Genomic DNA, 20,943 nt, shown 5'->3' with positions numbered 1-20,943 from the left:
GGCGTTTCCCGGAAACTTCTCCCGCTAAGATGGAGTGACACTTGATTGCATCCAAAGCTCGCGTTACTGCACATTGAGCGCAGATGGCAAGTCCCGATCGCAAGCCTGCATGCCCCTTATGCAACAGACAGCAACGAGATCTGCAAGGAGAAGACCTATGCTCTCATCGCGTCTAACTTCTGTCGTCCGGCGGTTGCCCCTGGCGCTCGCGTCCATCTTATTCATTCTGATGGCTACCGTTTTTGTCGCGACTGTCCCGCCCCGCTTGTCTGCACAGGCTGCTGCTCCCACCGCTACCGCTGCGCAGGCCGTGCCTCCGGCCGCGCCCGAACCCGCGCAGCCCCAGCCCGCTCTCTCCCAGCCCGCTCTGCTAAAAGATTATTCCGTTCCCCGCTCGGCCTTTCCGCATCTGCTGCTACCCTACAAGCAGCAGCAACTGGCGCCGCCTAATCTCGGCAACTCCCCGCGCATCGACGCGCTCATGCGCGACGGCAAGATCTATCTGTCCATTGACGACGCCGTCGCTCTCGCCCTCGAGAACAATCTTGATCTCGACATTGCGCGCTACAATCTCAACATCGCCGAAGCCGACCTGCTGCGCGCCAAGTCCGGCGCCACCATTCTCGGCGTCAATACCGGCATCGTGCAGAACACGCCCGGCGGCGGCGTCGGCGGACTCGGCGGCACCGTCGGTTCCGGCACCGGAGGCACAACCATCGCCGCCGGCGGCGCCGGCACTGGCACCAACGGACTGGTTAGTTCCACTCTCGGCATCGGATCGCCCATTACCAGCTTCGATCCTCAGCTCACGGGCAGCTTGCAGCTCGACAAAAATAACACCATATCGACCAGCGTCTTTAGCCCCGCACCCGGCGGCATCATTGCCCAAAATACTTATACGGCCGACTTGGGCTATACCCAGGGATTTCAGTGGGGCACTACTTTGACCGCGGGCTTTAATAATACCCATCTCACCACCAACAGCACCGCCAGCCTGCTCACCCCGCAACTGGGCTCGAACTTTCAATTCAAGGTCTCGCAAAATCTGCTGCAAGGCTTCGGGCTTCTCTCCAACACGCGCTTCATCCGTATCGCTAAAAACAATCGCGAGATTTCCGACGTCGCCTTCCGCCTGCAAGTCATCACCACCGTGGACCAAATCGAAAATATGTACTGGGATCTGGTCTTCGCCTACGAAAACGTGCGCGTTCAGCAGGAAGCCCTGACCTATGGGCAAAAGGCGCTCGACGATGCCAAGCGCCAGTCCCAGGTGGGAACCGTCCCTCCCATCCAGGTGGTCAGCGCCCAGAGCACGGTCGCTACCGACCAGCAGAATCTGATCGTGGCCCAGAACAATTTGCAACTTCAGGAATTGCTGATGAAGAATGCCCTTAGCCGCAGCATCGACGATCCTCTGCTGGCAGAGGCCGACGTCATCCCCACGTCAACCGAGGAACTTCCGCAGCAGGAACCGGTAATGCCGATCCAGGAGATGATTAATGATGCACTTCAGCATCGTGCCGAACTGGTGGAGTCGCGCATCGACCTGAACTCCCGCGACATCAGCAACAAGGCTGTCCGCAATGCACTGTTGCCCACCCTCGATGCCTTCGCCTACTACGGTGGTTCCGGCCTTGGTGGAAACCTGAACCCGCAGTGCACATTATCTTCCGGCGCCGCCTGCACCTCCCCGCCAGTATTTAACGGTGCCAACTCAATGAGCTATGGCGGAACCTTACAACAACTTGTGAATTCAACCGCTCCCGACAAAGGGATTGGCCTTTCCCTGAACATTCCAATTCGCAATCGCCTGGCGCAATCGAACCAGGTGCGCGGCGAATTGGAATTTCGGCAGGCACAGGTGCGGGAGCGGCAACTGGAGAATCAGGTGCGGATCGAGGTCCGCAACGCGCAATTCGACGTGCGCCAGAATCGTGTGGCCGTGCAAGCCGCACAGTCCGCGGTCGATCTCGCGCGCCAAACTCTCGACGCCGATCAGCAGAAACTAAGAGTTGGACTCACCACCCAAACCGCAATCCTTCAGGACGCCGCCACGCTCACGACCGGCGAATCCAATCTGGTGTCGGCGAAAGCCGCCTATGAGAAGTCGCGCATCGAACTCGATCGCGCCACGGGATTGCTCCTCGATCACGCCGGCATCAACGTCGCCGAAGCCACCCGCGGCCAGGTCACGCACTTGCCGAACGTCCCCTATGTGGCCCCAGTGACGAACCCAGCGCCGGCGGATCAGTCCGCACCCCCGGTTCGAGCCTCGCCTCCGGGAGGAACCAGGTAAGAGGAACCGGGCAAGCATGTACTTACAATTCAGTAAATGTACGTACAACATTGTCATAAAAGTGTTCCCGCGGGAACACTTCCTGAAGTTTTTGTACCCTTGTCATCCCGAGCGTAGACTTGCGATTGGCCTCACCAATCGCAAGACGCAGTCGAGGGACCTGCTGTTCGCAGACACCATCCGCGCCTTCTTAACCACGTCCCCGAATCAATCCAGTGTGAGACAATTCCGAGTCCGAACCAGAGCTTGCATACTATTGCCGCGTTGGACGCATGAACCTCTCGGTCGTCATCATCACTTATAACGAAGAAGCCAACCTCGCTCGCACGCTCGCCAGCGTGAAGCCTCTGGTCGCTGACGGCAAAGGAGAAATCATCGTCGTCGACTCGGGCTCAACCGACCGTACCGTAGAGATTGCAAAGTCGTTCGGCGCAAAAGTCTTCATCGAGGAATGGAAAGGCTACGCCGCGCAAAAGAATTCAGCCATCGACAAAGCCACCGGCGATTGGATTCTGAGCCTCGACGCAGACGAGGAAATTAGCGAGGAAATGCGGAAGTTGCTGCCCTTAATATTGTTTCCACCTCCGGGGAAAGGGTATGCGGGAATGGGCCTGCGGTTTGCCCGGCGGAACTACTTCCTCGGTCGCTGGATTCGCCACGGTGGCTTTTGGCCGGACGTGAAGTTGCGTATGTTTTGGCGGGGTCTTGGTCGCTTCGAGGATCGCACCGTCCATGAGGATATCAGCCTTAAACCTGGTTGCGACGTAGTTGCGCCGTCTCAGGAATTCGACGTGGGTTCGTCCGTCGCGATCATCCACCACTCCTACCCCACGCTCTACGACTACATCGAACACATGAACCACTACTCATCGCTCGGCGCGGAGATGGTCGCGGCGAAGGGCAAGGACAAAGTTCGGTTCAGCGTGACCAACATCGTGCTGCGCCCGCTGCTGACATTTGTCTACAACTATTTTTTTCGTCTCGGATTTCTCGACGGCCGCGAGGGCCTGCTCCTGCATCTTTATCACGCGGTCTATGTTTCGTGGAAATATGCCAAGGCGTGGGAGCTGTCGCGCTCTCAAAACAAATTGTCATCCTGAGCGGCGGCGCAGCCGGCGCGAGAGACCTTACGGCAGTTGGCGCTTGTGGTGCGGTTTACAAGCGCGTTTACGCTGCCCGCATCAACGCAATCCTTCCAAACTGCATCAATGCTGCGGGCCGTCGTACGGTCCTTCACCCGGCTTGCGCCGGGTTCAGGATGACATTGTATCTTCTGTGAGCTTGCGATCGTGAGTACGCGGATCCTTCTCTAGCGGACCCTGACCGACCGGTCGTTTTAACCGCACGCTCCCGCCTTGCTCCGCCGCTCTCACTTCCCTATCATCGAATCAGAGCACTGGGGTCCGCATGGAAAAGAAGCCGCTGAAACCGCAAGTCGCCGAGCGCCCGATCGCCGATGTTTTTGAGAACCGCCATCCTTCCGATGGCGAAAAGCAGTGGGCGGAGAAAACTCTCGCGCCGACGCTCGAAAAAACTCCGGAGCGGCCGATCGGCGCGCCTACGGGCACGAATCTCGACGAGCACGGCCGCGCCCGCTTTACAACGATTTCCGGTCTTCCCATTCGCAGACTCTACACACAGGCCGATCTGCCGGAAAATTGGAGCGAAGAAACTTATCTTGGCTATCCCGGCCAATCGCCCTATACGCGCGGCATTCACGCTACCGGGTATCGCGGCAAGCTTTTCACCATGCGGCAGTTTTCCGGCTTCGCGTCGCCCGAAGAAACCAATCAGCGCTACAAATATTTGCTCGAGCATGGCGGCAGCGGACTCTCCGTCGCGTTCGACTTGCCGACGCTGATGGGCTACGACTCCGATCATGCGGCGAGCGAAGGCGAAGTCGGCAAGTGCGGCGTGGCCATCGATTCGCTGGAAGACATGGAAATTCTTTTTAGTGGCATCGATCTCGAGAAGACCACTGTCTCGATGACCATCAACTCGCCTGCGTCCGTGCTGTGGGCAATGTATCTGGTGGTGGCGGAAAAGCAGGGAGCCGACTGGAAAAAGATTTCTGGCACCATTCAGAACGACATTCTTAAAGAATACATTGCGCAGAAGGAGTATATCTATCCGCCGGCGCCGTCGATGCGGCTGGTCATTGATACGTTCGAGTTCGGCTCCAAGTTCACTCCGCGATTCAACACAATTTCAATCAGCGGATATCACATTCGCGAGGCCGGTTCAACGGCGCTCCAGGAATTGGCTTTCACTTTGTATGACGGCGTGGAATATGTAGAGTGGGCGCGCCGGCGCGGCCTCGACGTCGACGAATTCGGTCCCCGCCTGAGCTTTTTTTTCAACGCGCATAACGATTTTTTTGAAGAGATCGCCAAGTACCGCGCGGCCCGCAAAATCTGGTATCGCGTGATGAAAGAGCGATTCGGCGCGAAGAACCAGCGCACCTGGCTGATGCGCTTTCACACGCAGACCGCAGGCGTGTCGCTGCCGGCGCAGCAACCGAGGAACAACATCGCCCGCGTCGCGATCCAGGCTCTGGCCGCAGTGCTCGGCGGCACGCAATCGCTGCATACCGATTCTTACGATGAAGCACTTGCACTCCCCACCGAAGAGGCCGCGCGCATCGCGCTGCGTACGCAGCAAATCATTGCCTACGAATCGGGGGTAACCCAAACGGTCGATCCGCTCGGCGGATCGTATTTCTTAGAAAACTTAACCCTGCAAATGGAAAACGGCGCATTCGATTATTTCAGCAAGATGGACGCGATGGGCGGTATGGTCAAGGCCATCGAGCGGGGCTATCCCCAGAAAGAGATCGCCGAAGCGTCGTACCAGTACCAGCGCGCGGTCGAGGCCCGCGAGAAAGTGATTGTCGGCGCCAATGAGTTTGTCATTGAAGAAGAGTCGCCGAATATTCTCTACATTGATGAGAGCGTGGCGCGGCAGCAATCGGCAAAGTTGAATACCCTGCGCGCCAGGCGATCGAATGACGAAGTCCGCCGCACGCTCGATGCCCTGAAAAAAGCCGCCGGCAAAGAACCGAAGGCCGGAACTAATGGCAACGTCTCCTCAGCCAACACTATGCCCTTTATCGTGGACGCCGTCCGCGCTTACGCCACGGTCGGCGAAATCTGCGAAGCCTTGCGGCAAGTGTATGGCACGTACACAGAAATCAGCATCACTTAACTAATGAGACTGCGTAGTCGTCGAAATCACTCGCGGCGTTCCGCCCAGGCTTGGGCGCTCGACTGTTCGTGTCTGCCCGGACTTTAATTGACCATTCGAAAATTGACCATTCGAACCTGATTGAGTCGTGAATGGCACTCCGTCATTCACCTGCGCGCAATCCATACGCAACGTGCCACCGTCGTTGAAGACAAGTCCATAAAACCGCAGCGAATTCCCTGGGGCGAGCGCTTGCGCGTTCAGCATTTGAGTGTTGCCATCAACGTAGACTTCCACCGTGCCGGGATCGTTCAACCGCACAGTCTGCCCCGGTTGTTCCGCCAGGATGGGGAACAGATCGTACGATGCAAGCGACACGGCATAGTCGGTAAAACTGCCGCTCGGCGCCGACAGCAGGACAGTCCCATTGATCGTCTGCGGCAAGAGCGTCATTGTGGTTGCGGCAGTATATTGGCCCCCGTAATAGTCGGTTATGGCCTGCGAAAATATGGCCACGTTCTGCCCCGTAACCATATTTGAACTGTTAAAGCTCGCCACAAATGGCAGACTGCTCAAATTGTTCATCTGACTGGAAATTTGAAATGAGGTGCTGTCGGAGTACGAGTAAACCCCCAAATCCTGTCCTTGGACGGAATAGGTTTGCCCTTGCTGCCCGAACGGAAAACTGTAGAGGGTCTGCTCTGAAGCGGGAAGCTGCACGAGCGGACCGATCATTTCATTCAGAGCCACTGGATCGTAGCTGCCCACGCGCGTGGCCAGCACAGATCCATCCGGTTGGATTGCGCCGTCCATGTCGATGAAGGTACCCACTTGAAGCGCGGAAAAGTTTCCGATTCCCTGGTACACAGTGTTGCTGTTGGAATTCACTGACAGTGTTCTTTGCGGTGTGGGCGTCTCGGCTAATGTCAAAGTAAAGCTGCTCGCGTCGGAGCCCAGCGCACTGACCTGACCTTCGAGTTCGTAAACCTTGCCGTTTGCCGGGCTCGTCGGTACCGCGGCAAACGTTACCGGAGTGAGATTGAAGGTCGGTGTAATCGAAAACGGCGCGAAGTCCGTGGGATAGCAGGTGCTGGGGTAGCTTGCCGACTGCAATACCTGTAAATTCAGTTGAAGCCCCATGCTATCGCCCGTGATAGTGATCGGCGAAGGCAGGTTAACCGTCACGTTAGCAGTTGGAGTATACCCGTACGCATAAGTGCTGGTATCGAGGCTGCCGGGCGAATCAGATTGCGCAGGCATGACCGTCACGCAGGTAAAGCCGGAGGCTCCAATGGTCGCTGTCGCGGCCGTATAAATCCCCTGAGGAACCGTCACCGTCGTCACCGGCTCGATACCACCATTCTCATGGATAAATTCCGTCTGCCAGTCGCCCGCCAGCACGGTGGCCGACGTCCCGGACTGGCTGGTCAAAGTAAGGCCCTGGATGTCAAGGTCGAACTGCGACAGCTGATCGTTCGCTGTGCTCGACAGCAGCACCGTCACGGTGGTGTTGCCACTTAACTTCGGACCTGTGCCAGAAGAAGATGTTCCCGCCGAGCCGCAACCCGTCGTTACGACGATCGCGATTACAGCAGTTACAACCAAAAAAGTAGATGTTGGATAGGGACGAAGCAAGGAACGGGAGAACGAAGTGGCAGACTTCATAATTCCTCCACGCGCGGGAGATGTATCGTCGAATACTCGGGAATGGATAACAGTAATCCCGGATACATCCCACGGGACCATCAATTTGTTCAGCCGTATGATAATCGAGATTACGTCAAGAGACGTATGAGATTTGTAGATTTTTGCAATGTGGCTATGATCGATAACTGCTAGGAGCATAGCTTGATCGCCTGCACTAAGCGGGTGATCAATCAGCTCGAACTCCGGGGTGCCGCGAAAAGTATTAGCATCTCACGACTACCGCGCGGTTTAGGGTTGCCCTGATTGGTTCACGCCAAATGCACACTAAGTGCGGCAGATCAACGTCTCCTCCTTGAGGTCGCGTTCCAACGTAACGTGACAGCGGCACCGGTTTCGGGAGAGGCTGTTAAGACCGCGCGGACCGCGCCCCGACCACCGGACGCGCAACTGCAATCTTACCTAACCTTCGAAAAGGATCTTGGAATGGAAACCGCGGCAAAAACTGCCCCAGCGCCTGTTGCGTCTCAAGCCAAGCCCATCCCCGCGCCTGCGCTGCTGCACGCCATGCTGAAGGTACCCGGCAAGGTCAGCGACTTGATCATGTCACCGGGCAGCTTTCCTATGGTGGAACTCTCCGGCAAATTGGTTCCGGTGAAAATCTCTGGGACCGGACCGTTAACTGCGGAAGACACCAGCCGGATCGCTTACGAGCTAATCAACGGCAACAAACAGGCCACCGACGCCTTGCAAACTCTAGGCTCATGCGACATCTCATATCGTCTGCCCGGCCATTCCCGTTTTCGGGTCAACGTGTTTCAACAACGCGGGACGCATGCGATAGTGATGCGCGTAATACCGCAGCACATTCCCACCTTCGACGAACTGCACTTGCCGCCTCAACTCGCAGATCTGGCCGCCCTTAAAAATGGTGTCGTTCTGGTGACTGGACCCACCGGATCGGGAAAATCCTCGACCCTCGCCGCGCTGGTCGACCGCATCAATGAGACGCACGCTTATCACATTCTTACGATCGAAGACCCGATCGAGTTCATGCACAAGCACAAGCGCTCGATCATTCACCAGCGGGAACTGCACAGCGACACGCCAAGCTTTGCGCTGGCGCTGCGAGCCGCGCTGCGGCAAGCGCCGAAAGTCATCCTGGTGGGTGAAATGCGGGATAAGGAAACCATCGAAATCGCGCTGGAGGCGGCCGAGACGGGCCACCTGGTGCTCTCTACCCTCCACACGATAGACGCCTCGAAAACTGTCGAACGAATTGTGGGAGTCTTTCCGATGGCAGAACAACACACCATTCGCAACCGGTTGTCGAAGAGCTTTCGCGCCGTCGTTTCGCAGCGCCTGATACCGCGCAAGGATGGAAGCGGGCGCATCGCCATGGTGGAAATCCTGAAATCCACGCTCCGCACTCGCGAGTATGTCGAGAAAGGCGAACAGGGCGGAAAGACACTGCTCGAAGCCATGGAAGACGGAGCGGAGGACGGCATGCAGCACTTCGATGGCGAGATCGACAAACTTGTCCGGGCGGGCGTCGTCGACCTGGATACCGGACTCGCCTACGCCACGAATCCGGGGAACCTGCGCCTGGCGCTGGCCGACATGGCCGATGTCCCAACGAAAGCTTAGCGGCCGTGGAAGCACAGCCGCCGCCCGCGTCGGTGGCTCTGCCGCTCCTTCTTGTAGTGAATCCTGGTTGTGGTGAATCTTGCCGGTGGAATCAGGAATACAGCTTGATGGGCTGGACTACGCGGGTGATCACCCCGTTCGGACTCGGCTGGTCCGGTTTCAGGCCGCATTGCATGGATGCGAACAGGCCAATCGTCTGCCCGAACATAACATCCAGTACGGGACGATATTGATCGGGAAAATCGGCGGCGCCGTTGTTCGTCGCGGCATTCTTCGTCGCAGCGTTCAACGACAAACTATAATCCGCCAGCGCCGACACGTCGTTATCGGCCCACGCCGTGATGACGGCCCGCACTCTCCCCAGACGCTTGCGATTAATCTCGCGCAGCAGGTCGAGCTCGTAGCCGCGCCGGCGCGCTTCGCTCGATAAGAAAGCCACAAAGAGAGTATTTTCATCGACGCTCGAAAGCGGCCCATGGCGCAATCCCAGTGGCGTCTCTGCGAGGGTCGTAAGTCTGCCTGCGGTGAGCTCGACGACTTTCAAGGCGGATTCGTCCGCCACGGCCCGCAGAACGCCCGTGCCTACAAAACAGGCGCGCGTGCAACCGAGCATCGCAATGGCCGCCGCGGCTTCCGCCGCCACGGACAAAAACTTCCCGCCGGTCTCGCTCATTTGCGCTACCACATCGCCGAACTGCGCAAACTCTTCGAGATGCGCCACACACTGTCCTGCCAGGAGCATGTTGCTGAACGAACTGGTCATGGCGAGCCCGCGGTCGTTCACGGCATCGTCGAGCACCAGTGCGAAAGCCCGGTCGGTATGGCTCGAACATAACTGCGCCATCGGCCCCCGCTGGTTGCAGGTTATCACCAGGTGCCGGATCTCGCGATGCCGCTCAAGTGCCTGCTGTAGCAGCGCCACACCTTCCGGACTTTCTCCGGAGCGGGAAAACGAAATCCACAGATACTCCTTGCCCGGATGATGAAACTCCTCGAAGTCGGTGAGCAGGGTCGTGCTGGGAATCGTCCAAACGTCGCACCCCCAGCGGCGACGCAGCAACGGCGCGAGAGCGCGTCCGGTATAGTCGGACGTTCCCGCTCCCACCAGATAAACGGTGGGCGAAGAAGTGCTGCCGCGCCCGATCCCGGCGCGGCGCAACATGTTGTTCAGCGGGTCGCGTTGGCTCCCGCAGCGCTCGTAGGTCTGGCTCCAGGTCGCCGGCTGCTGCCGGATTTCGCGCGGGGTATGCTCCAGACCTCGCTCGTTTCTTTCCTGCGGCGGCAACTCCAGCAGCGCACACAACGGATCGGCCAAGTAGGAATCTCCTTGCGCTCAGTCTATTACAGACCGACCCGGTTGAAAAGTAATCGAAAGAAAAAGAAAACGTGTTCGCAAGAAAACGTCAAAAGCCAAAAGTAAGGTGAACCCGACGGCGGCCGACAGCTTGCCGGTCGCATTATTAGTTCTGACTGAAACCGCTTATGCCTTTTTCAGCAACTAACGAGGTCGAGAGGTGTTTTCTTATTTCGAAGGAGAAAAACATGAGCCGTGGTTCCCACCCATTTCGTTCGCTGTTGCTGGCCGCCGCACTGGCGTCGTCCCTGGCAGGCATCGGATGCGCCGAGCACCACTCCTACCGCGTTTACGATCCTTACTACACCGATTATCACGTGTGGAACGACGAGGAGATTGGTTACTACCACCGTTGGGCCAATGAGTATCATCGCGATCCAAATCGCGACTTCCGCAAACTGCGTCCTGAAGAGCAGAAAGAATACTTCACCTGGCGCCACAATCACGGGGACCACGATCGTCATTAAGCGCAGGTAAAAAGCGGGTCCCTCCCAATGTTGTGGCCGGGATGACAGGGTCTTTGGGAGGTCCCGCTCAGAAAGACGAATGGTTAGCGAGCGAGCGCATCGAGAACCTGATCCATCGTGGTGAGTCGCGCACCTAATTCTTCTAGCTCGGCAATTGCTTTCTGCCCGTCTTGTTGGTTCAGAGTTGCAATCGCGTCCTGCACCATGGCCACGCGCCTCCCCCGTTGCAGCAAACCTTTGGCGGCGAAGCTGACGCAGTATTCGGTCACCACGCCGAACACAACGAACTCCGCGTTTTTATCCAGACGCTGCAGGAGTTCATCCGCATGCCGGCTTTCGAAAATATTCAGCGTCTGTTTCTCCAGGAGGATCTGCTGATACTTCGACAAGTCTTGCGGCAGATTCGCCTCAGCGTCATTGGCGATGCGTATAACTTTTTCCGTGAGCGCTTCCGGCACTAACTCCGAACCCGCTGTTCCTTTCACGCAATGCGGGGGAAATAATTTGAACTCGGGATCGTTGGGGGTATGAAAACATCCATGGGAAACCAGAAACACGCGGCCCTGCCTTGCGGCGTCGGTGAGTCGCCGGATGTTGGACAGCAACTTCTCTGCGCCGGGAACGTAGAGCTTCCCGCCCGGCAGCATGAAGTCGGCCTGCACATCCACTTCCCAGAATATGAAGTCCCGCGATGCCATGGCAGTCCTTGCCAATGAAGCATACGTAGCGGCCGACGCATTCGTCTGCCCGCGCCGAATCCATCAAGCTGACACCGGACGAATGCGTCCGGGCGCAAACGATTTATCGCAAAAATACTTGCGCCGCATCCTTGACCCGCACGGTCGACTTGCGCCGCGTCCCCGTTCCCACATTGTAAGTCACGAGCAAATGCCATTCCACGATCAGCAGTTCGTTTTCACTCAGCCATCCCACCAATTCGGCGTGCGGCAGAAACGCAGCCCGCCGTGGAGGCTCTTCCAAACTCATCACCTCCACCGCCGGCAGTTGGGCTAAGCCTTTGCGAATTGACTGCGACTCCTCCAGATTCGCCTCCCCCTGCTGCGCCAGTTGAATGGTCTTGTTGGCCTGGGCCGTGGAAACGATTGTCGTCGCCACGGCGTCCAACTGTGGCGACAGCTTCGCGTTCGAAGTATAGAAACTCACATCGTAGTCGGAATTCTTATATGTCGCGCGCTCATCAAACACCGTGCGCTTCTTCCCCGCACTCAGCACCAGGGTCTGATCGTTACTCTCATTCACCCATCCGCAGCAGCCCGTGTCGGGAATTGCCTCGACGAACATATTGCCATCGGCCGAGGCGTCCAGCACGCGTTGCAACGGCTCCTCGAGGGGCTCCGCTGTCCACTGGCCACCCGCTTCCCGGTAGCGCGTGCTGGCCTTGTAGCTCGGCGCCGTCTGGCCCGCGACGTACTGCGTCATGAGAAATATTTTCTCCACGCCGCTCTCCGGCGCCCAAACGACGCCGTACGGGCAAGTCTCCTCGCAAGTCCCGGTCGTACAACGGCAATCGGCAAACTTCTGCGTGGCCAAGTCCTCCCGGCCCGCGCCCGACAAATCCGTTCGCCACGCTTGCCAGGTTGTAGCCGTCGAAAGATCAATCCCCTCCCGCTGCAACCGTCGGGCTTGATTCGCAAACCAAAACAGATGAGATCCATCCGCCGAAAGATAGGCTGCCGGCGCCATCTCCGTGACCGCCTGGTTCGATCCTGTTGGCGTAACCTCGCGCTTCACGCCTAGATCAACCGTGCTCGCAGTATGGCCATTCCAAATCCACACCTTGTGGGGCGACGCGGCCTCTTCGTCAGAGAGTGGCAGCGCGACCGGACTGGCAAAAAGAACCTGCCCTAGGCGGTTCACCGTAACATTGCCAGGCGATTGCACCGCCTCGGCGGGGAGCTTGATCGCCTGTTTCTGAGCAAATGTCGCCGGATCGTACTCCACCATCTCTCCCGTGGAGCGCAGCACCCAGAGCTTTTTGCCTTGTCCCAGCAGGGGCGCCGTCAGCAACGCCGTCAGCAAAACAAGAATGCCCACCACTCGGAATTTCTTTCCCATAAGGGTTGTCAGGTCTCGTGCCTCTTCTCGCCGTAAGTGGTAAATTGCTCACATGACCGCAGTGACCGCTCCGCGGAGCTTTCCTATATCAGTCACCCCTCCGCCGAGCTTCCCTATATAATGACCGGGGCCGGAGACGTTTTTTTGATTGCATTTGATCGACCGCGATAAAACAATCTTATCCCTGAAATTGAGTATCGCTCGCCCCCGGGTTCCAGGCAAAGCGCGGTCCATAATCCGCAGTTCATAATTTATGTCCGTTGAGTCGAAAACTGTAAAGCCAGGAATCGATGTAGCCAGCCTCACTGACGTCGGCCGCCAGCGCGAGAACAACGAGGACTCCTTTCTTTACTGGGAGTCTGATTCCGACGACGACTTCTTTCGCAAGGGTCGGCTCGCGGTGGTCGCCGACGGCATGGGCGGTTACGAGGGCGGTCAGGAGGCCAGTCGTCTGGCGGTCGAGACGGTCCGCAGTGTGTACGACAATGAGTTTAACGGCGATCCGCAAACCACTCTCAGCATCGCGTTCGAAGCCGCTCATCAGAACATTCAACGTTTTGCCATCGACCACCCCCAGTTCTACGGCATGGGTACGACCTGTAGCGCGTTCGCCATCGTCGGACGCCAGCTCCACTTCGCTCACGTAGGCGATAGTCGCCTCTACCTGCTGCGTGCCCAGGCAATGTCCCGTTTGACTCGCGATCATTCCTACGTTGGCCGCCTGGTCGAGAGCGGCCTGGTTCGCTCCGAAGACGCCGAGTCGCATCCCCAGCGCCATATTCTTACCGCCGCTTTGGGCTCCGGCCGCGAAGTCACCCCGCATATTCCCCAGCAGCCTTTCCCTCTCCAGGACGGCGATACTCTTCTCCTCTGCACTGACGGCCTGTGGGGCGTGGTTGGCGACACTGACCTCGCCCGCATCGCGCAATCCAATGCTCCCGCCGAAGCCTGCCAAATGCTGGTGGCGATGGCACTCGATCGCGGCGGCCCTGACAATATCACGGTGCTGGTCCTCCGTATTTCTGCCTAGTCGTTTTTCATCAGTGTGCAAAATCATGCGGTGCAAAAAAGCTGGAAAAGCAGCTCTTGGCGCTGCTCCGGCGTTCCCTTCCAATGCCGCTAAACTGCAATCCCGTGCACACCGATTTGCTGCGACATTCGATAAGGCAAAAGCTAATGCATTGATTTCACGAGCATAGTCTGGAATTTCCGATCCATTGTGAGTGGAATCACACTTGCTTTCTCACTCACGCTAATAAAGTCTATTATTTAAATGGACTTTATGGAATAATGCGCCCCATGAAAATCTCCCAAAAAGGTTTGTACGCTCTTCAGGCTCTGATGATGCTGGCCCGCCATCACCATCAAGGCGCGATTAAGATCCGCGACATCGCCTACGAAGAGGTTCTCCCCGAAAAGTTTCTGGAACTGATCCTGCTCGAACTTAAAAACGCGCGCATGGTGGAGAGCGTGCGCGGGGCGAAGGGCGGCTACCAGCTCCGCCGCGACCCTGCCGACATCCACTTGAGCGAGATCATCCGCCTGATTGACGGCCCGCTCGCGCCTTTCGGTGACGCTGACCAGTTGCGCGAACTGATCGACCGCGATATTCCCCATCGGGCTCTCTATCAGGTATTCCTGGATGTCCGCGACGCGGCCGCGCGCATCCTCGACAACACCACGCTGGCCGACCTTATAGCGGAGGTCGGTTCACGAGCTGGCAAGAATTCGAAGCGCCAGAAACACCAAAAGAAAGACGCAGCCAGCATCCTCCCAATGGTCGTCGGGGGCAAAGGTGAGTAGATCTGGCTCGTTGCTGAGTGTAGGGCTGCTGGCGCTCGCCACCGCAATTTCCGCGTCGGCGCAAGGGCCGACTACCGTCCGTGTCGGCGCATTCCCCAACATCACTCATGCCCAGGCGATGGTTGGCAAAGCTAATGGCTGGTTCGACAAGGCCATGGGCCCGCAGGTCAAAGTACAGTGGACCAGCTTTAACGCCGGCCCTTCCGCGATCGAGGCGCTCTTCGCCGGAGCAATCGACATGACCTATGTCGGTCCCAACCCCGCCATCAACGGCTATGTCCGCTCGAATGGCGACGCCCTTCGCGTGATTGCCGGAGCGGCCAGCGGCGGCGCTTCCCTGATCGTCCGCAACGACTCCGGCATCAACAAGCCGGAGGATTTTCACGGGAAGCGCGTGGCTTCGCCGCAGTTCGGCAACACCCAGGACGTCGCGCTGCGCAACTGGCTTAAGAACCACGGCATGAAAACCAACGACAAGGGCGGCGATGTGCAGATCGTCCCGATGGCCAATCCCGACCAGTTGACCCTGTTCCTCAAGAAGGATCTCGATGCCGCCTGGGCGCCCGAACCCTGGGCTACGCGCCTGATTCACGAAGGCAACGGCCGCCTGCTGGTCGACGAGCGCAGTCTGTGGCCGAACGGACAATTCGTCATCGGCTTGCTCGTGGTGAACACAAAATTCCTGCGCGCACATCCCGACCTGGTGAAGAACTGGATTCGCGCCCATGTTGAGCTGACGGACTGGATCAACGCCCATCAATCCGAAGCAAAAAAACTTCTGAACCATCAGATCCTCGTCGAAACGGGTAAAGCCCTTCCCCCTGTCGTTCTCGACGAAGCGTTCTCCCGAATGCAAGTGACCTATGACCCGCTGCACAGCGCTCTCACTACGGCTGCACAACAGGCCTTTGACGACGGCTTCCTGGGCCGACAGATGCCCGATCTCTCTGCACTCTACGAGCTGACAATTCTGAACCAGGTGCTGGCGGAAAAGAACCGAAAGGCAATTCAATGAGTACGAATGCGCAAGATTTTCCTACGCAGTTCCCGATTCCCATCGATCCGATCTCGATCGACCCGCGCTTCCCTGCCCGCGCCGGCAGTCCTGCTAGAAAATTGGGTCCGATCTCGGTTGGCGCTCCCCGGCGCCAGGTCCCGCTTGAAACCGCGAAGGTCGGACTCAGCGACATCTCCCTGAGCTACCGCACCCAGAGCGGCGAGCGGCTTCTGGCCCTCGATCGCATCAATCTCCAGGTGCACGCTGGGGAGTTCGTGTGCATCGTCGGCCCCTCGGGCTGCGGCAAGTCTACGCTGCTGCACCTGATCGCCGGCCTGCATCAGCAGACCGCGGGTCAGATACTGATCGACGGCAAAGCCGTGCAGGGCACGGGCACCGACCGCATCATGATTTTCCAGGAGCATGCCCTGTTTCCCTGGCTCACCGTCGGCCAGAATGTCGAATTCGGCATGAAGATGAAGGGGATTGCCAAGGTCGAGCGCCAGGAAAAAACCCGCTACTATCTCCGGCTCGTCCACCTGGCGAAATTTGAAAACAGTTACATCCACCAGCTTTCCGGCGGCATGCGCCAGCGCGTCGCCATCGCCCGCGCATTGGCGACCGAACCCGACGTCCTGCTGATGGACGAGCCCTTCGCCGCGCTCGACGCCCAGACTCGCGACCTGCTGCACGACGAGTTGGAGCGCATCTGGAGCGAGACCGGCCGCACCATCATCTTCGTCACCCACAACGTTCGCGAAGCGATTCGGCTGGGCGATCGCGTCGTTCTGCTTACCTTCCGCCCCGGGCGCGTCAAGAGCGAGTTCCCCGTCGAGTTACCACGCCCGCGCCATCTCGAGGACCCCACCGTTGCCCGCTTCGCCGGAGAGATTCTTGGCGAACTTCGCGAGGAGATTAACCGCTCCCTCGATGCCGAATACAAAGACGGGGTGAAGCCGCGCATCGCGCCTGAAGTTGAAGCGGCCGTCGGAGGAGGAGCGTAACTATGAAACGCGCCGTTCGCTACCTTGTTTTTTATTCCGTACTCTTCGGCCTGTGGACGCTCCTCGCTGAACTGAAAATCTGGCCGCCCTACCTATTTCCCACGCCGTGGGGAGTGGGCCAAGCTCTCTACGCCGGATTTCAGGATCACACCTACTGGATCGCCATCCGGGTAAGTATGCAGCGCGTCCTGATCGGCTACGGCATTTCCGTCGTCCTTGGCATGATCCTCGGGCTGGGCGTGGCCAGCAACAAGTTCCTCGAAGAAACCATGGGCGGGTTGCTGGTCAGCCTGCAAAGTCTGCCCAGCATCTGCTGGTGGCCGCTGGCCCTACTCTGGTTCGGGCTCAATCAGAACGCCATCCTTTTCGTTGTGATCATGGGCTCGCTGCTGTCGGTGACTCTCGCCATGGAGGACGGGCGCAAGCAGATGCCCAAAATTTTCGGCCAGGCCGGCCGCAACCTCGGCGCTAAAGGGTTCAAGTTGTTCTGGTATGTCCTATTGCCCGCCAGTCTTCCGTTCATTGTCACCGGCCTGAAACAAGGCTGGGCCTTCGCCTGGCGCTCTCTCATCACGGCTGAGATGCTCTACCTCAGCCTGGGCCTCGGCCAGGTGCTGATGATGGGCCGCGACCTGAACGACATGAGCGCCGTGATCGCCGTCATGATTCTGATCATCGCCCTCGGCTACCTGGTGGACGGCATTGTGTTCCGAGGCATGGAACGCCATCTACAAAACAAGTGGGGTTTGACGCCCGCCACTTAAGAACACAGCGTTTCGATTCCCCAAGTTCAGAAATTCACAGAGTATTCATAAACGGGTTGCCCGATATTCCCATAATGTCTATTATGCTTATCGTATTAATGGAACAGATCGGGCTAATCCCAGAGCACCTGAAACAAGGCGCACGAAAGAATTAAAGGAGTTCACTCTGCGGACCATTGCAGCCTGTGGCCTCCAGTTGTCTCCCCCAGGCAATCGCAGTACAGCATTACCAAATCAAAAGGAGAGGACTGTACTTCCATGAAACCAACCAAGCACGTGTTCTTTACCGCTCTCGCGCTCACGGCCCTGACCGCAGGCGCTTGGGCACAAACCGAAACGGCCTCCAACGCCGCTCCAGCTAATCCCGCAGCACCCGCGGCTTCGGCACCCGCGCAACCTACCATCACAGCCGCCGACATCCAGTCGCTGAAGGATGCACTCGCGGCGCAACAATTGCAGATCGAGAAACTCACGGAGCAACTCCAGCATCAACAGGAGTTGCAAGCGCAGCAGTCCGCGATCAACGCCGCCGCAGCCGACACTAACCGACCTCAAGCAACGCAACAGGTCGCCGCACTTGGGAATCCTGCCGTGCAGCAGGACAGCCCCGCGATGCAATCTCCCACCCAGCCGTTGGAGGAGACTTACAACAAGCAGATGGAAGGCCCGCTCACCCTGCATTTCCGGGGCATCAACATCACGCCCGGGGGATACGCGGAGGGTGCATTCGTTCGGCGCTCCCGAGCGCTCGCCGCCGATCTTCCAACCCCGTTTAACAGCGTCACTATGCCTGGTGCTTCGCAGAGCCAGTTGCCGGAGTTCTTCGGTTCCGCTCGCCAGTCGAAAATCACGACCTTTGTCGACGGCCGCTTGAAAGGTGTGGACCTTTCCAGCTATGTCTCGGCCGACTTCCTCTCGGCGGGCGTAACTTCAACCTCGACCTCCACCAACAGCTACACCCTTCGAATGCGGCAAGCGTGGGGGCAGGCGAAGTTTAATAATGGCTTTTCTTTCCTTGCCGGACAGGCGTGGAGTTTAGCTACCGAAAACGGGCATGGTATCTCTCCTGACGACGACCTCGGCAGAACCAACGACGCTCGTCCCAAGGTGATTGACCCGTCGTATAACGCCGGCTTCGTTTTCACTCGGCAATACGGTCTGCGCGCCACTCAGAATTTTGGCGACAAAGTTGCCATTGCGGTCGCCATCGAAAACGCGCAGGCTACGGTTACGTCGCACGGCAATGCGGGCAACTATTTGCTGGGCTCGAACGGCGCCAGCAACAGCTACAACACTACGGCCACCTACTCGTTCAATCCGTCTCCCGATATTCTCGCCAAAATCGCTTTCGATCCGGGCTTCGGACACTATGAAGTTTTCGGAATCCTCGACCGCTTTCAAGACCGAGTATTCCCCTGCGGCGAAGTGCTCGCTACGGCAACCTGCGGCGGGCAAGCCGTTGGCGTGACTTCCGCCGTCGGAGCGTATAACGCGTCTAAAACAGGCGGCGGCGCCGGCGCCAGCGCGCGCTTCGACATTGCCAAGCGCGTCACCTTCGGAGTGAAAGCCCTCACTGGCAGCGGTATTGGCCGCTACGCCCCCGGCGGCCTTCCCGATGCCGCCATCAACGGTAATGGAACGATTCACCTGATCAGGAACACGATGGGACTTGGCACTCTCGAATTCCATCTGACCAAGAAACTCGACCTCAATACTTACGCCGGTCTCGAATACGCTTCGCGATCGGTCAGTTTTGATCCATTGGGAAGCAGCGGCGCTGGAGCCCTGGTCGGCTACGGTGTCCCGACTTCCAAGAACACCGGCTGCGGTACGGAAACCGCACCTGCCACCAGCACGAACAACGGCACCGTTGGATTCGATCCCGGCGGCCTGAGCAATTGCACCGCCGACACGCGGGTCTTGATCGAAGGTACTGGAGCTCTCTGGTACAAGTTCTACTCCGGACCCCGCGGCAGCTTCCGCTTCGGCGCGCAATATTCTTACATCACCCGCAACAGCTGGTCGGGCGTCGGCGGCGATCCGCACGGAATTGATAACATGATCTACACGTCATTCCGGTACGTATTGCCCTAACCCCAAATCATGGTCCTGGGCGCGAGTGCCCGGGACCACGATCCCACGAATTTCTGAGGGGCGCCTTCCCTTCAGAATCGCTGCCGGCCCGGTTTTGGCTACTCTCCTTTTCCGGGCCGGCGGTGCTCACTCAATCGTCGCGCTGATGCATTCAGCATCAGGAGGAGTATTTATGTCTGCCGAAAAATCTGCCGCGAACGGCACCGGCCTCAAGCTTGCCCTCGACACCTGGGCGGTGCTTGCGGCCCTGGCGCTCGCGCTGGCGGTTCGTTTTGGCGTAATCGGCAAAGTACCGTGGTAGTTCAACATACTCGTTCAACATGAATTTTGAGCCAGTTCTTGATCGGGAAAGACGATCGGAGGTAGTCATGGCAGCTTCTATTTCCCTGCCGCACGTGGAGTCAGACAAAAAGTCGGCGAACATCTTGCGGCTGGTGCCCGGAATCCTGTTACTCGCCGCCGTCGGTTATGCGGGAAAGTTTCTAGAACATTTTCTGAACACTTACGCCAAGACTCATCATTGGACATTCCCCAACATCGAATATGTCCTGTGGGCGATCCTGATTGGTCTGGTCATCTCGAATGTCGTCCCGCTGCCGAAAATATTTCAGCCAGGTATTGCAACCTACGAGTTCTGGTTGAAGGTGGGAATCGTCCTGCTGGGATCGCGTTTTGTGCTGGCCGACATCCTGAAGTTAGGAGGCATTAGCCTCGCGCTGGTCGTGGTCGAGATTTCGCTTTCCCTGGTGATCATGCACGCTCTCGGTCGCGCGTTTAAGCTGACTCCGAAGCTCACAAGTCTGCTGGCTGTTGGATCGTCTATCTGCGGCGTCTCCGCTATCATCGCCGCGAAAGGTGCCATCGACGCCGATGACGAGGATTCCACCTTCGCCATTTCGGCAATTCTTGCGCTGGGCGCTTTAGCTTTGTTTACTTTTCCGTTAATTGGTCACAGCTTGCATTTGAGCGACAACGCATTCGGATTATGGTCGGGTTTAGGAGTAGACAACACCGCCGAAGCTACTGCCACCGGCGCGCTCTACTCCGACGCTGCGGGAAAAGTCGCCGTGCTCGCGAAAACCGCCCGCAACGCCATGATCGGATTCGTCGTACTGGCTTACGCCATCTACTGGGCCAAGCGCGGACAGGCGGGCATCGTCGGCAACAAGGCGGCGTTCCTGTGGAACAAGTTCCCCAAGTTCGTGCTCGGATTTCTCCTGATCTCGTTGCTCGTGAGTTTTCACACCTTTAACAAGGATCAAGTCGGATCGCTCGGAAACCTTTCCCGCTGGGCATTTCTGCTGACGTTCGCGGGAGTGGGCCTGCGCACGAACTTCCGTGAGATGTCGAAGCAGGGATTGCGGCCTTTCGTCGTGGGTGCGTTGGGCGAGATACTGATCGCGGCGCTGACGTTTGCCTTGGTGCTGGGCGCGAATCGAATCTGGGGATTGTAATTTTGGCTGGAATAGCAAAGCGCCACCGACCCAGTATCCGCGTGGACACTACGGTAGCGCTGCCAATGCAGAGCCCAAACTGATGCTTGGAGTATAGGAATTGGTATCCTCCTAAAACAGTGCATTGTCAGGTACCGAGAAGTTAATATTCCTCAAGTCA

At 58.0% G+C, this 20,943-nt stretch carries 17 protein-coding genes; 13 read left to right on the top strand and 4 right to left on the bottom strand.

The window, feature by feature from the left end:
- The first annotated feature begins 157 nt into the window (after positions 1–157).
- The 3 genes from VGM18_03410 (at position 158) to VGM18_03400 (ending at position 5,500) form a co-directional block, all read left to right on the top strand.
- Entirely contained in the window at positions 158–2,296 is a 2,139-nt protein-coding gene (locus VGM18_03410) for a TolC family protein (protein ID HEY3972023.1), read from the top strand.
- A 272-nt stretch (positions 2,297–2,568) separates the two neighbouring features.
- Positions 2,569–3,396 (top strand): glycosyltransferase family 2 protein, encoded by an 828-nt coding sequence (locus VGM18_03405; protein HEY3972022.1) that lies wholly within the window; start codon positions 2,569–2,571, stop codon positions 3,394–3,396.
- 307 nt (positions 3,397–3,703) lie between these two features.
- On the top strand, positions 3,704–5,500 hold the full coding sequence (locus tag VGM18_03400; protein ID HEY3972021.1) for a methylmalonyl-CoA mutase family protein: 1,797 nt from the start codon (positions 3,704–3,706) through the stop codon (positions 5,498–5,500).
- Here the strand turns inward: VGM18_03400 and VGM18_03395 are convergent, their stop codons facing one another.
- Positions 5,501–7,144, bottom strand: a complete 1,644-nt coding sequence (locus tag VGM18_03395; protein ID HEY3972020.1) for a DUF5666 domain-containing protein — start codon at positions 7,142–7,144, stop codon at positions 5,501–5,503. It lies immediately after the preceding gene.
- A gap of 465 nt (positions 7,145–7,609) precedes the next feature.
- Between VGM18_03395 and VGM18_03390 the strand changes: the two genes are divergently transcribed.
- The gene (locus tag VGM18_03390; GenBank protein ID HEY3972019.1) at positions 7,610–8,770 is read left to right on the top strand and encodes a PilT/PilU family type 4a pilus ATPase; all 1,161 of its coding nucleotides are present in this window, start codon (positions 7,610–7,612) and stop codon (positions 8,768–8,770) included.
- A gap of 91 nt (positions 8,771–8,861) precedes the next feature.
- Here VGM18_03390 and VGM18_03385 read toward each other — a convergent pair whose 3' ends face one another.
- On the bottom strand, positions 8,862–10,085 hold the full coding sequence (locus VGM18_03385; GenBank protein HEY3972018.1) for an SIS domain-containing protein: 1,224 nt from the start codon (positions 10,083–10,085) through the stop codon (positions 8,862–8,864).
- Between the two features lie 227 nt (positions 10,086–10,312).
- On the opposite strand from VGM18_03385, the gene VGM18_03380 reads away from it, so the two are divergent.
- Complete coding sequence (locus VGM18_03380; GenBank protein ID HEY3972017.1) at positions 10,313–10,591, top strand: hypothetical protein; 279 nt, start codon at positions 10,313–10,315, stop codon at positions 10,589–10,591.
- 83 nt (positions 10,592–10,674) lie between these two features.
- Here VGM18_03380 and VGM18_03375 read toward each other — a convergent pair whose 3' ends face one another.
- Both VGM18_03375 and VGM18_03370 read right to left on the bottom strand, forming a co-directional pair.
- A complete protein-coding gene (locus tag VGM18_03375) occupies positions 10,675–11,289 on the bottom strand; it encodes an isochorismatase family cysteine hydrolase (protein HEY3972016.1) in 615 nt (204 codons plus the stop codon).
- Positions 11,290–11,392: 103 nt separating this feature from the next.
- Positions 11,393–12,667: a hypothetical protein gene (locus VGM18_03370; GenBank protein HEY3972015.1), complete on the bottom strand. Its 1,275-nt coding sequence runs from the start codon at positions 12,665–12,667 to the stop codon at positions 11,393–11,395.
- Positions 12,668–12,920: 253 nt separating this feature from the next.
- Here VGM18_03370 and VGM18_03365 point away from each other — a divergent pair, with 253 nt between their 5' ends.
- The 8 genes from VGM18_03365 to VGM18_03330 all read left to right on the top strand — a co-directional run bounded on the left by VGM18_03365 (position 12,921) and on the right by VGM18_03330 (position 20,783).
- Positions 12,921–13,697, top strand: coding sequence for a PP2C family serine/threonine-protein phosphatase (locus tag VGM18_03365; GenBank protein HEY3972014.1), 777 nt, complete (start codon positions 12,921–12,923; stop codon positions 13,695–13,697).
- A 269-nt stretch (positions 13,698–13,966) separates the two neighbouring features.
- The gene (locus VGM18_03360; GenBank protein ID HEY3972013.1) at positions 13,967–14,470 is read left to right on the top strand and encodes an Rrf2 family transcriptional regulator; all 504 of its coding nucleotides are present in this window, start codon (positions 13,967–13,969) and stop codon (positions 14,468–14,470) included.
- Positions 14,463–15,485 (top strand): ABC transporter substrate-binding protein, encoded by a 1,023-nt coding sequence (locus VGM18_03355; GenBank protein ID HEY3972012.1) that lies wholly within the window; start codon positions 14,463–14,465, stop codon positions 15,483–15,485. Before VGM18_03360 ends, VGM18_03355 begins: the two co-directional genes overlap by 8 nt.
- A complete protein-coding gene (locus VGM18_03350; protein ID HEY3972011.1) occupies positions 15,482–16,471 on the top strand; it encodes an ABC transporter ATP-binding protein in 990 nt (329 codons plus the stop codon). The genes VGM18_03355 and VGM18_03350 overlap by 4 nt, the downstream gene beginning before the upstream one ends.
- 2 nt (positions 16,472–16,473) lie before the next feature.
- Positions 16,474–17,235: an ABC transporter permease gene (locus tag VGM18_03345; protein HEY3972010.1), complete on the top strand. Its 762-nt coding sequence runs from the start codon at positions 16,474–16,476 to the stop codon at positions 17,233–17,235.
- A gap of 258 nt (positions 17,236–17,493) precedes the next feature.
- Positions 17,494–19,329, top strand: a complete 1,836-nt coding sequence (locus VGM18_03340) for a hypothetical protein (GenBank protein ID HEY3972009.1) — start codon at positions 17,494–17,496, stop codon at positions 19,327–19,329.
- Positions 19,330–19,501: 172 nt separating this feature from the next.
- Positions 19,502–19,630 (top strand): hypothetical protein, encoded by a 129-nt coding sequence (locus VGM18_03335; protein ID HEY3972008.1) that lies wholly within the window; start codon positions 19,502–19,504, stop codon positions 19,628–19,630.
- Between the two features lie 67 nt (positions 19,631–19,697).
- Positions 19,698–20,783, top strand: coding sequence for a putative sulfate exporter family transporter (locus tag VGM18_03330; protein HEY3972007.1), 1,086 nt, complete (start codon positions 19,698–19,700; stop codon positions 20,781–20,783).
- Positions 20,784–20,943 lie beyond the last annotated feature (160 nt).

This window comes from Candidatus Sulfotelmatobacter sp. (assembly GCA_036500765.1).
Lineage (GTDB): Bacteria > Acidobacteriota > Terriglobia > Terriglobales > Acidobacteriaceae > Sulfotelmatobacter.
Note: the sequence above shows the minus strand (reverse complement) of the source record. Positions and strands in the feature narration are given on the sequence as shown.

Excerpts from the sequence above, each read along its gene's own strand:
- VGM18_03345 (HEY3972010.1), top strand. The coding sequence starts at position 16,474 with ATGAAACGCGCCGTTCGCTACCTTGTTTTTTATTCCGTACTCTTCGGC.
- VGM18_03360 (HEY3972013.1), top strand. The coding sequence starts at position 13,967 with ATGAAAATCTCCCAAAAAGGTTTGTACGCTCTTCAGGCTCTGATGATG.
- VGM18_03370 (HEY3972015.1), bottom strand. The coding sequence starts at position 12,667 with ATGGGAAAGAAATTCCGAGTGGTGGGCATTCTTGTTTTGCTGACGGCG.
- VGM18_03365 (HEY3972014.1), top strand. The coding sequence starts at position 12,921 with ATGTCCGTTGAGTCGAAAACTGTAAAGCCAGGAATCGATGTAGCCAGC.
- VGM18_03380 (HEY3972017.1), top strand. The coding sequence starts at position 10,313 with ATGAGCCGTGGTTCCCACCCATTTCGTTCGCTGTTGCTGGCCGCCGCA.
- VGM18_03350 (HEY3972011.1), top strand. The coding sequence starts at position 15,482 with ATGAGTACGAATGCGCAAGATTTTCCTACGCAGTTCCCGATTCCCATC.
- VGM18_03335 (HEY3972008.1), top strand. The coding sequence starts at position 19,502 with ATGTCTGCCGAAAAATCTGCCGCGAACGGCACCGGCCTCAAGCTTGCC.
- VGM18_03400 (HEY3972021.1), top strand. The coding sequence starts at position 3,704 with ATGGAAAAGAAGCCGCTGAAACCGCAAGTCGCCGAGCGCCCGATCGCC.
- VGM18_03390 (HEY3972019.1), top strand. The coding sequence starts at position 7,610 with ATGGAAACCGCGGCAAAAACTGCCCCAGCGCCTGTTGCGTCTCAAGCC.
- VGM18_03405 (HEY3972022.1), top strand. The coding sequence starts at position 2,569 with ATGAACCTCTCGGTCGTCATCATCACTTATAACGAAGAAGCCAACCTC.
- VGM18_03340 (HEY3972009.1), top strand. The coding sequence starts at position 17,494 with ATGAAACCAACCAAGCACGTGTTCTTTACCGCTCTCGCGCTCACGGCC.
- VGM18_03410 (HEY3972023.1), top strand. The coding sequence starts at position 158 with ATGCTCTCATCGCGTCTAACTTCTGTCGTCCGGCGGTTGCCCCTGGCG.
- VGM18_03395 (HEY3972020.1), bottom strand. The coding sequence starts at position 7,144 with ATGAAGTCTGCCACTTCGTTCTCCCGTTCCTTGCTTCGTCCCTATCCA.
- VGM18_03375 (HEY3972016.1), bottom strand. The coding sequence starts at position 11,289 with ATGGCATCGCGGGACTTCATATTCTGGGAAGTGGATGTGCAGGCCGAC.
- VGM18_03330 (HEY3972007.1), top strand. The coding sequence starts at position 19,698 with ATGGCAGCTTCTATTTCCCTGCCGCACGTGGAGTCAGACAAAAAGTCG.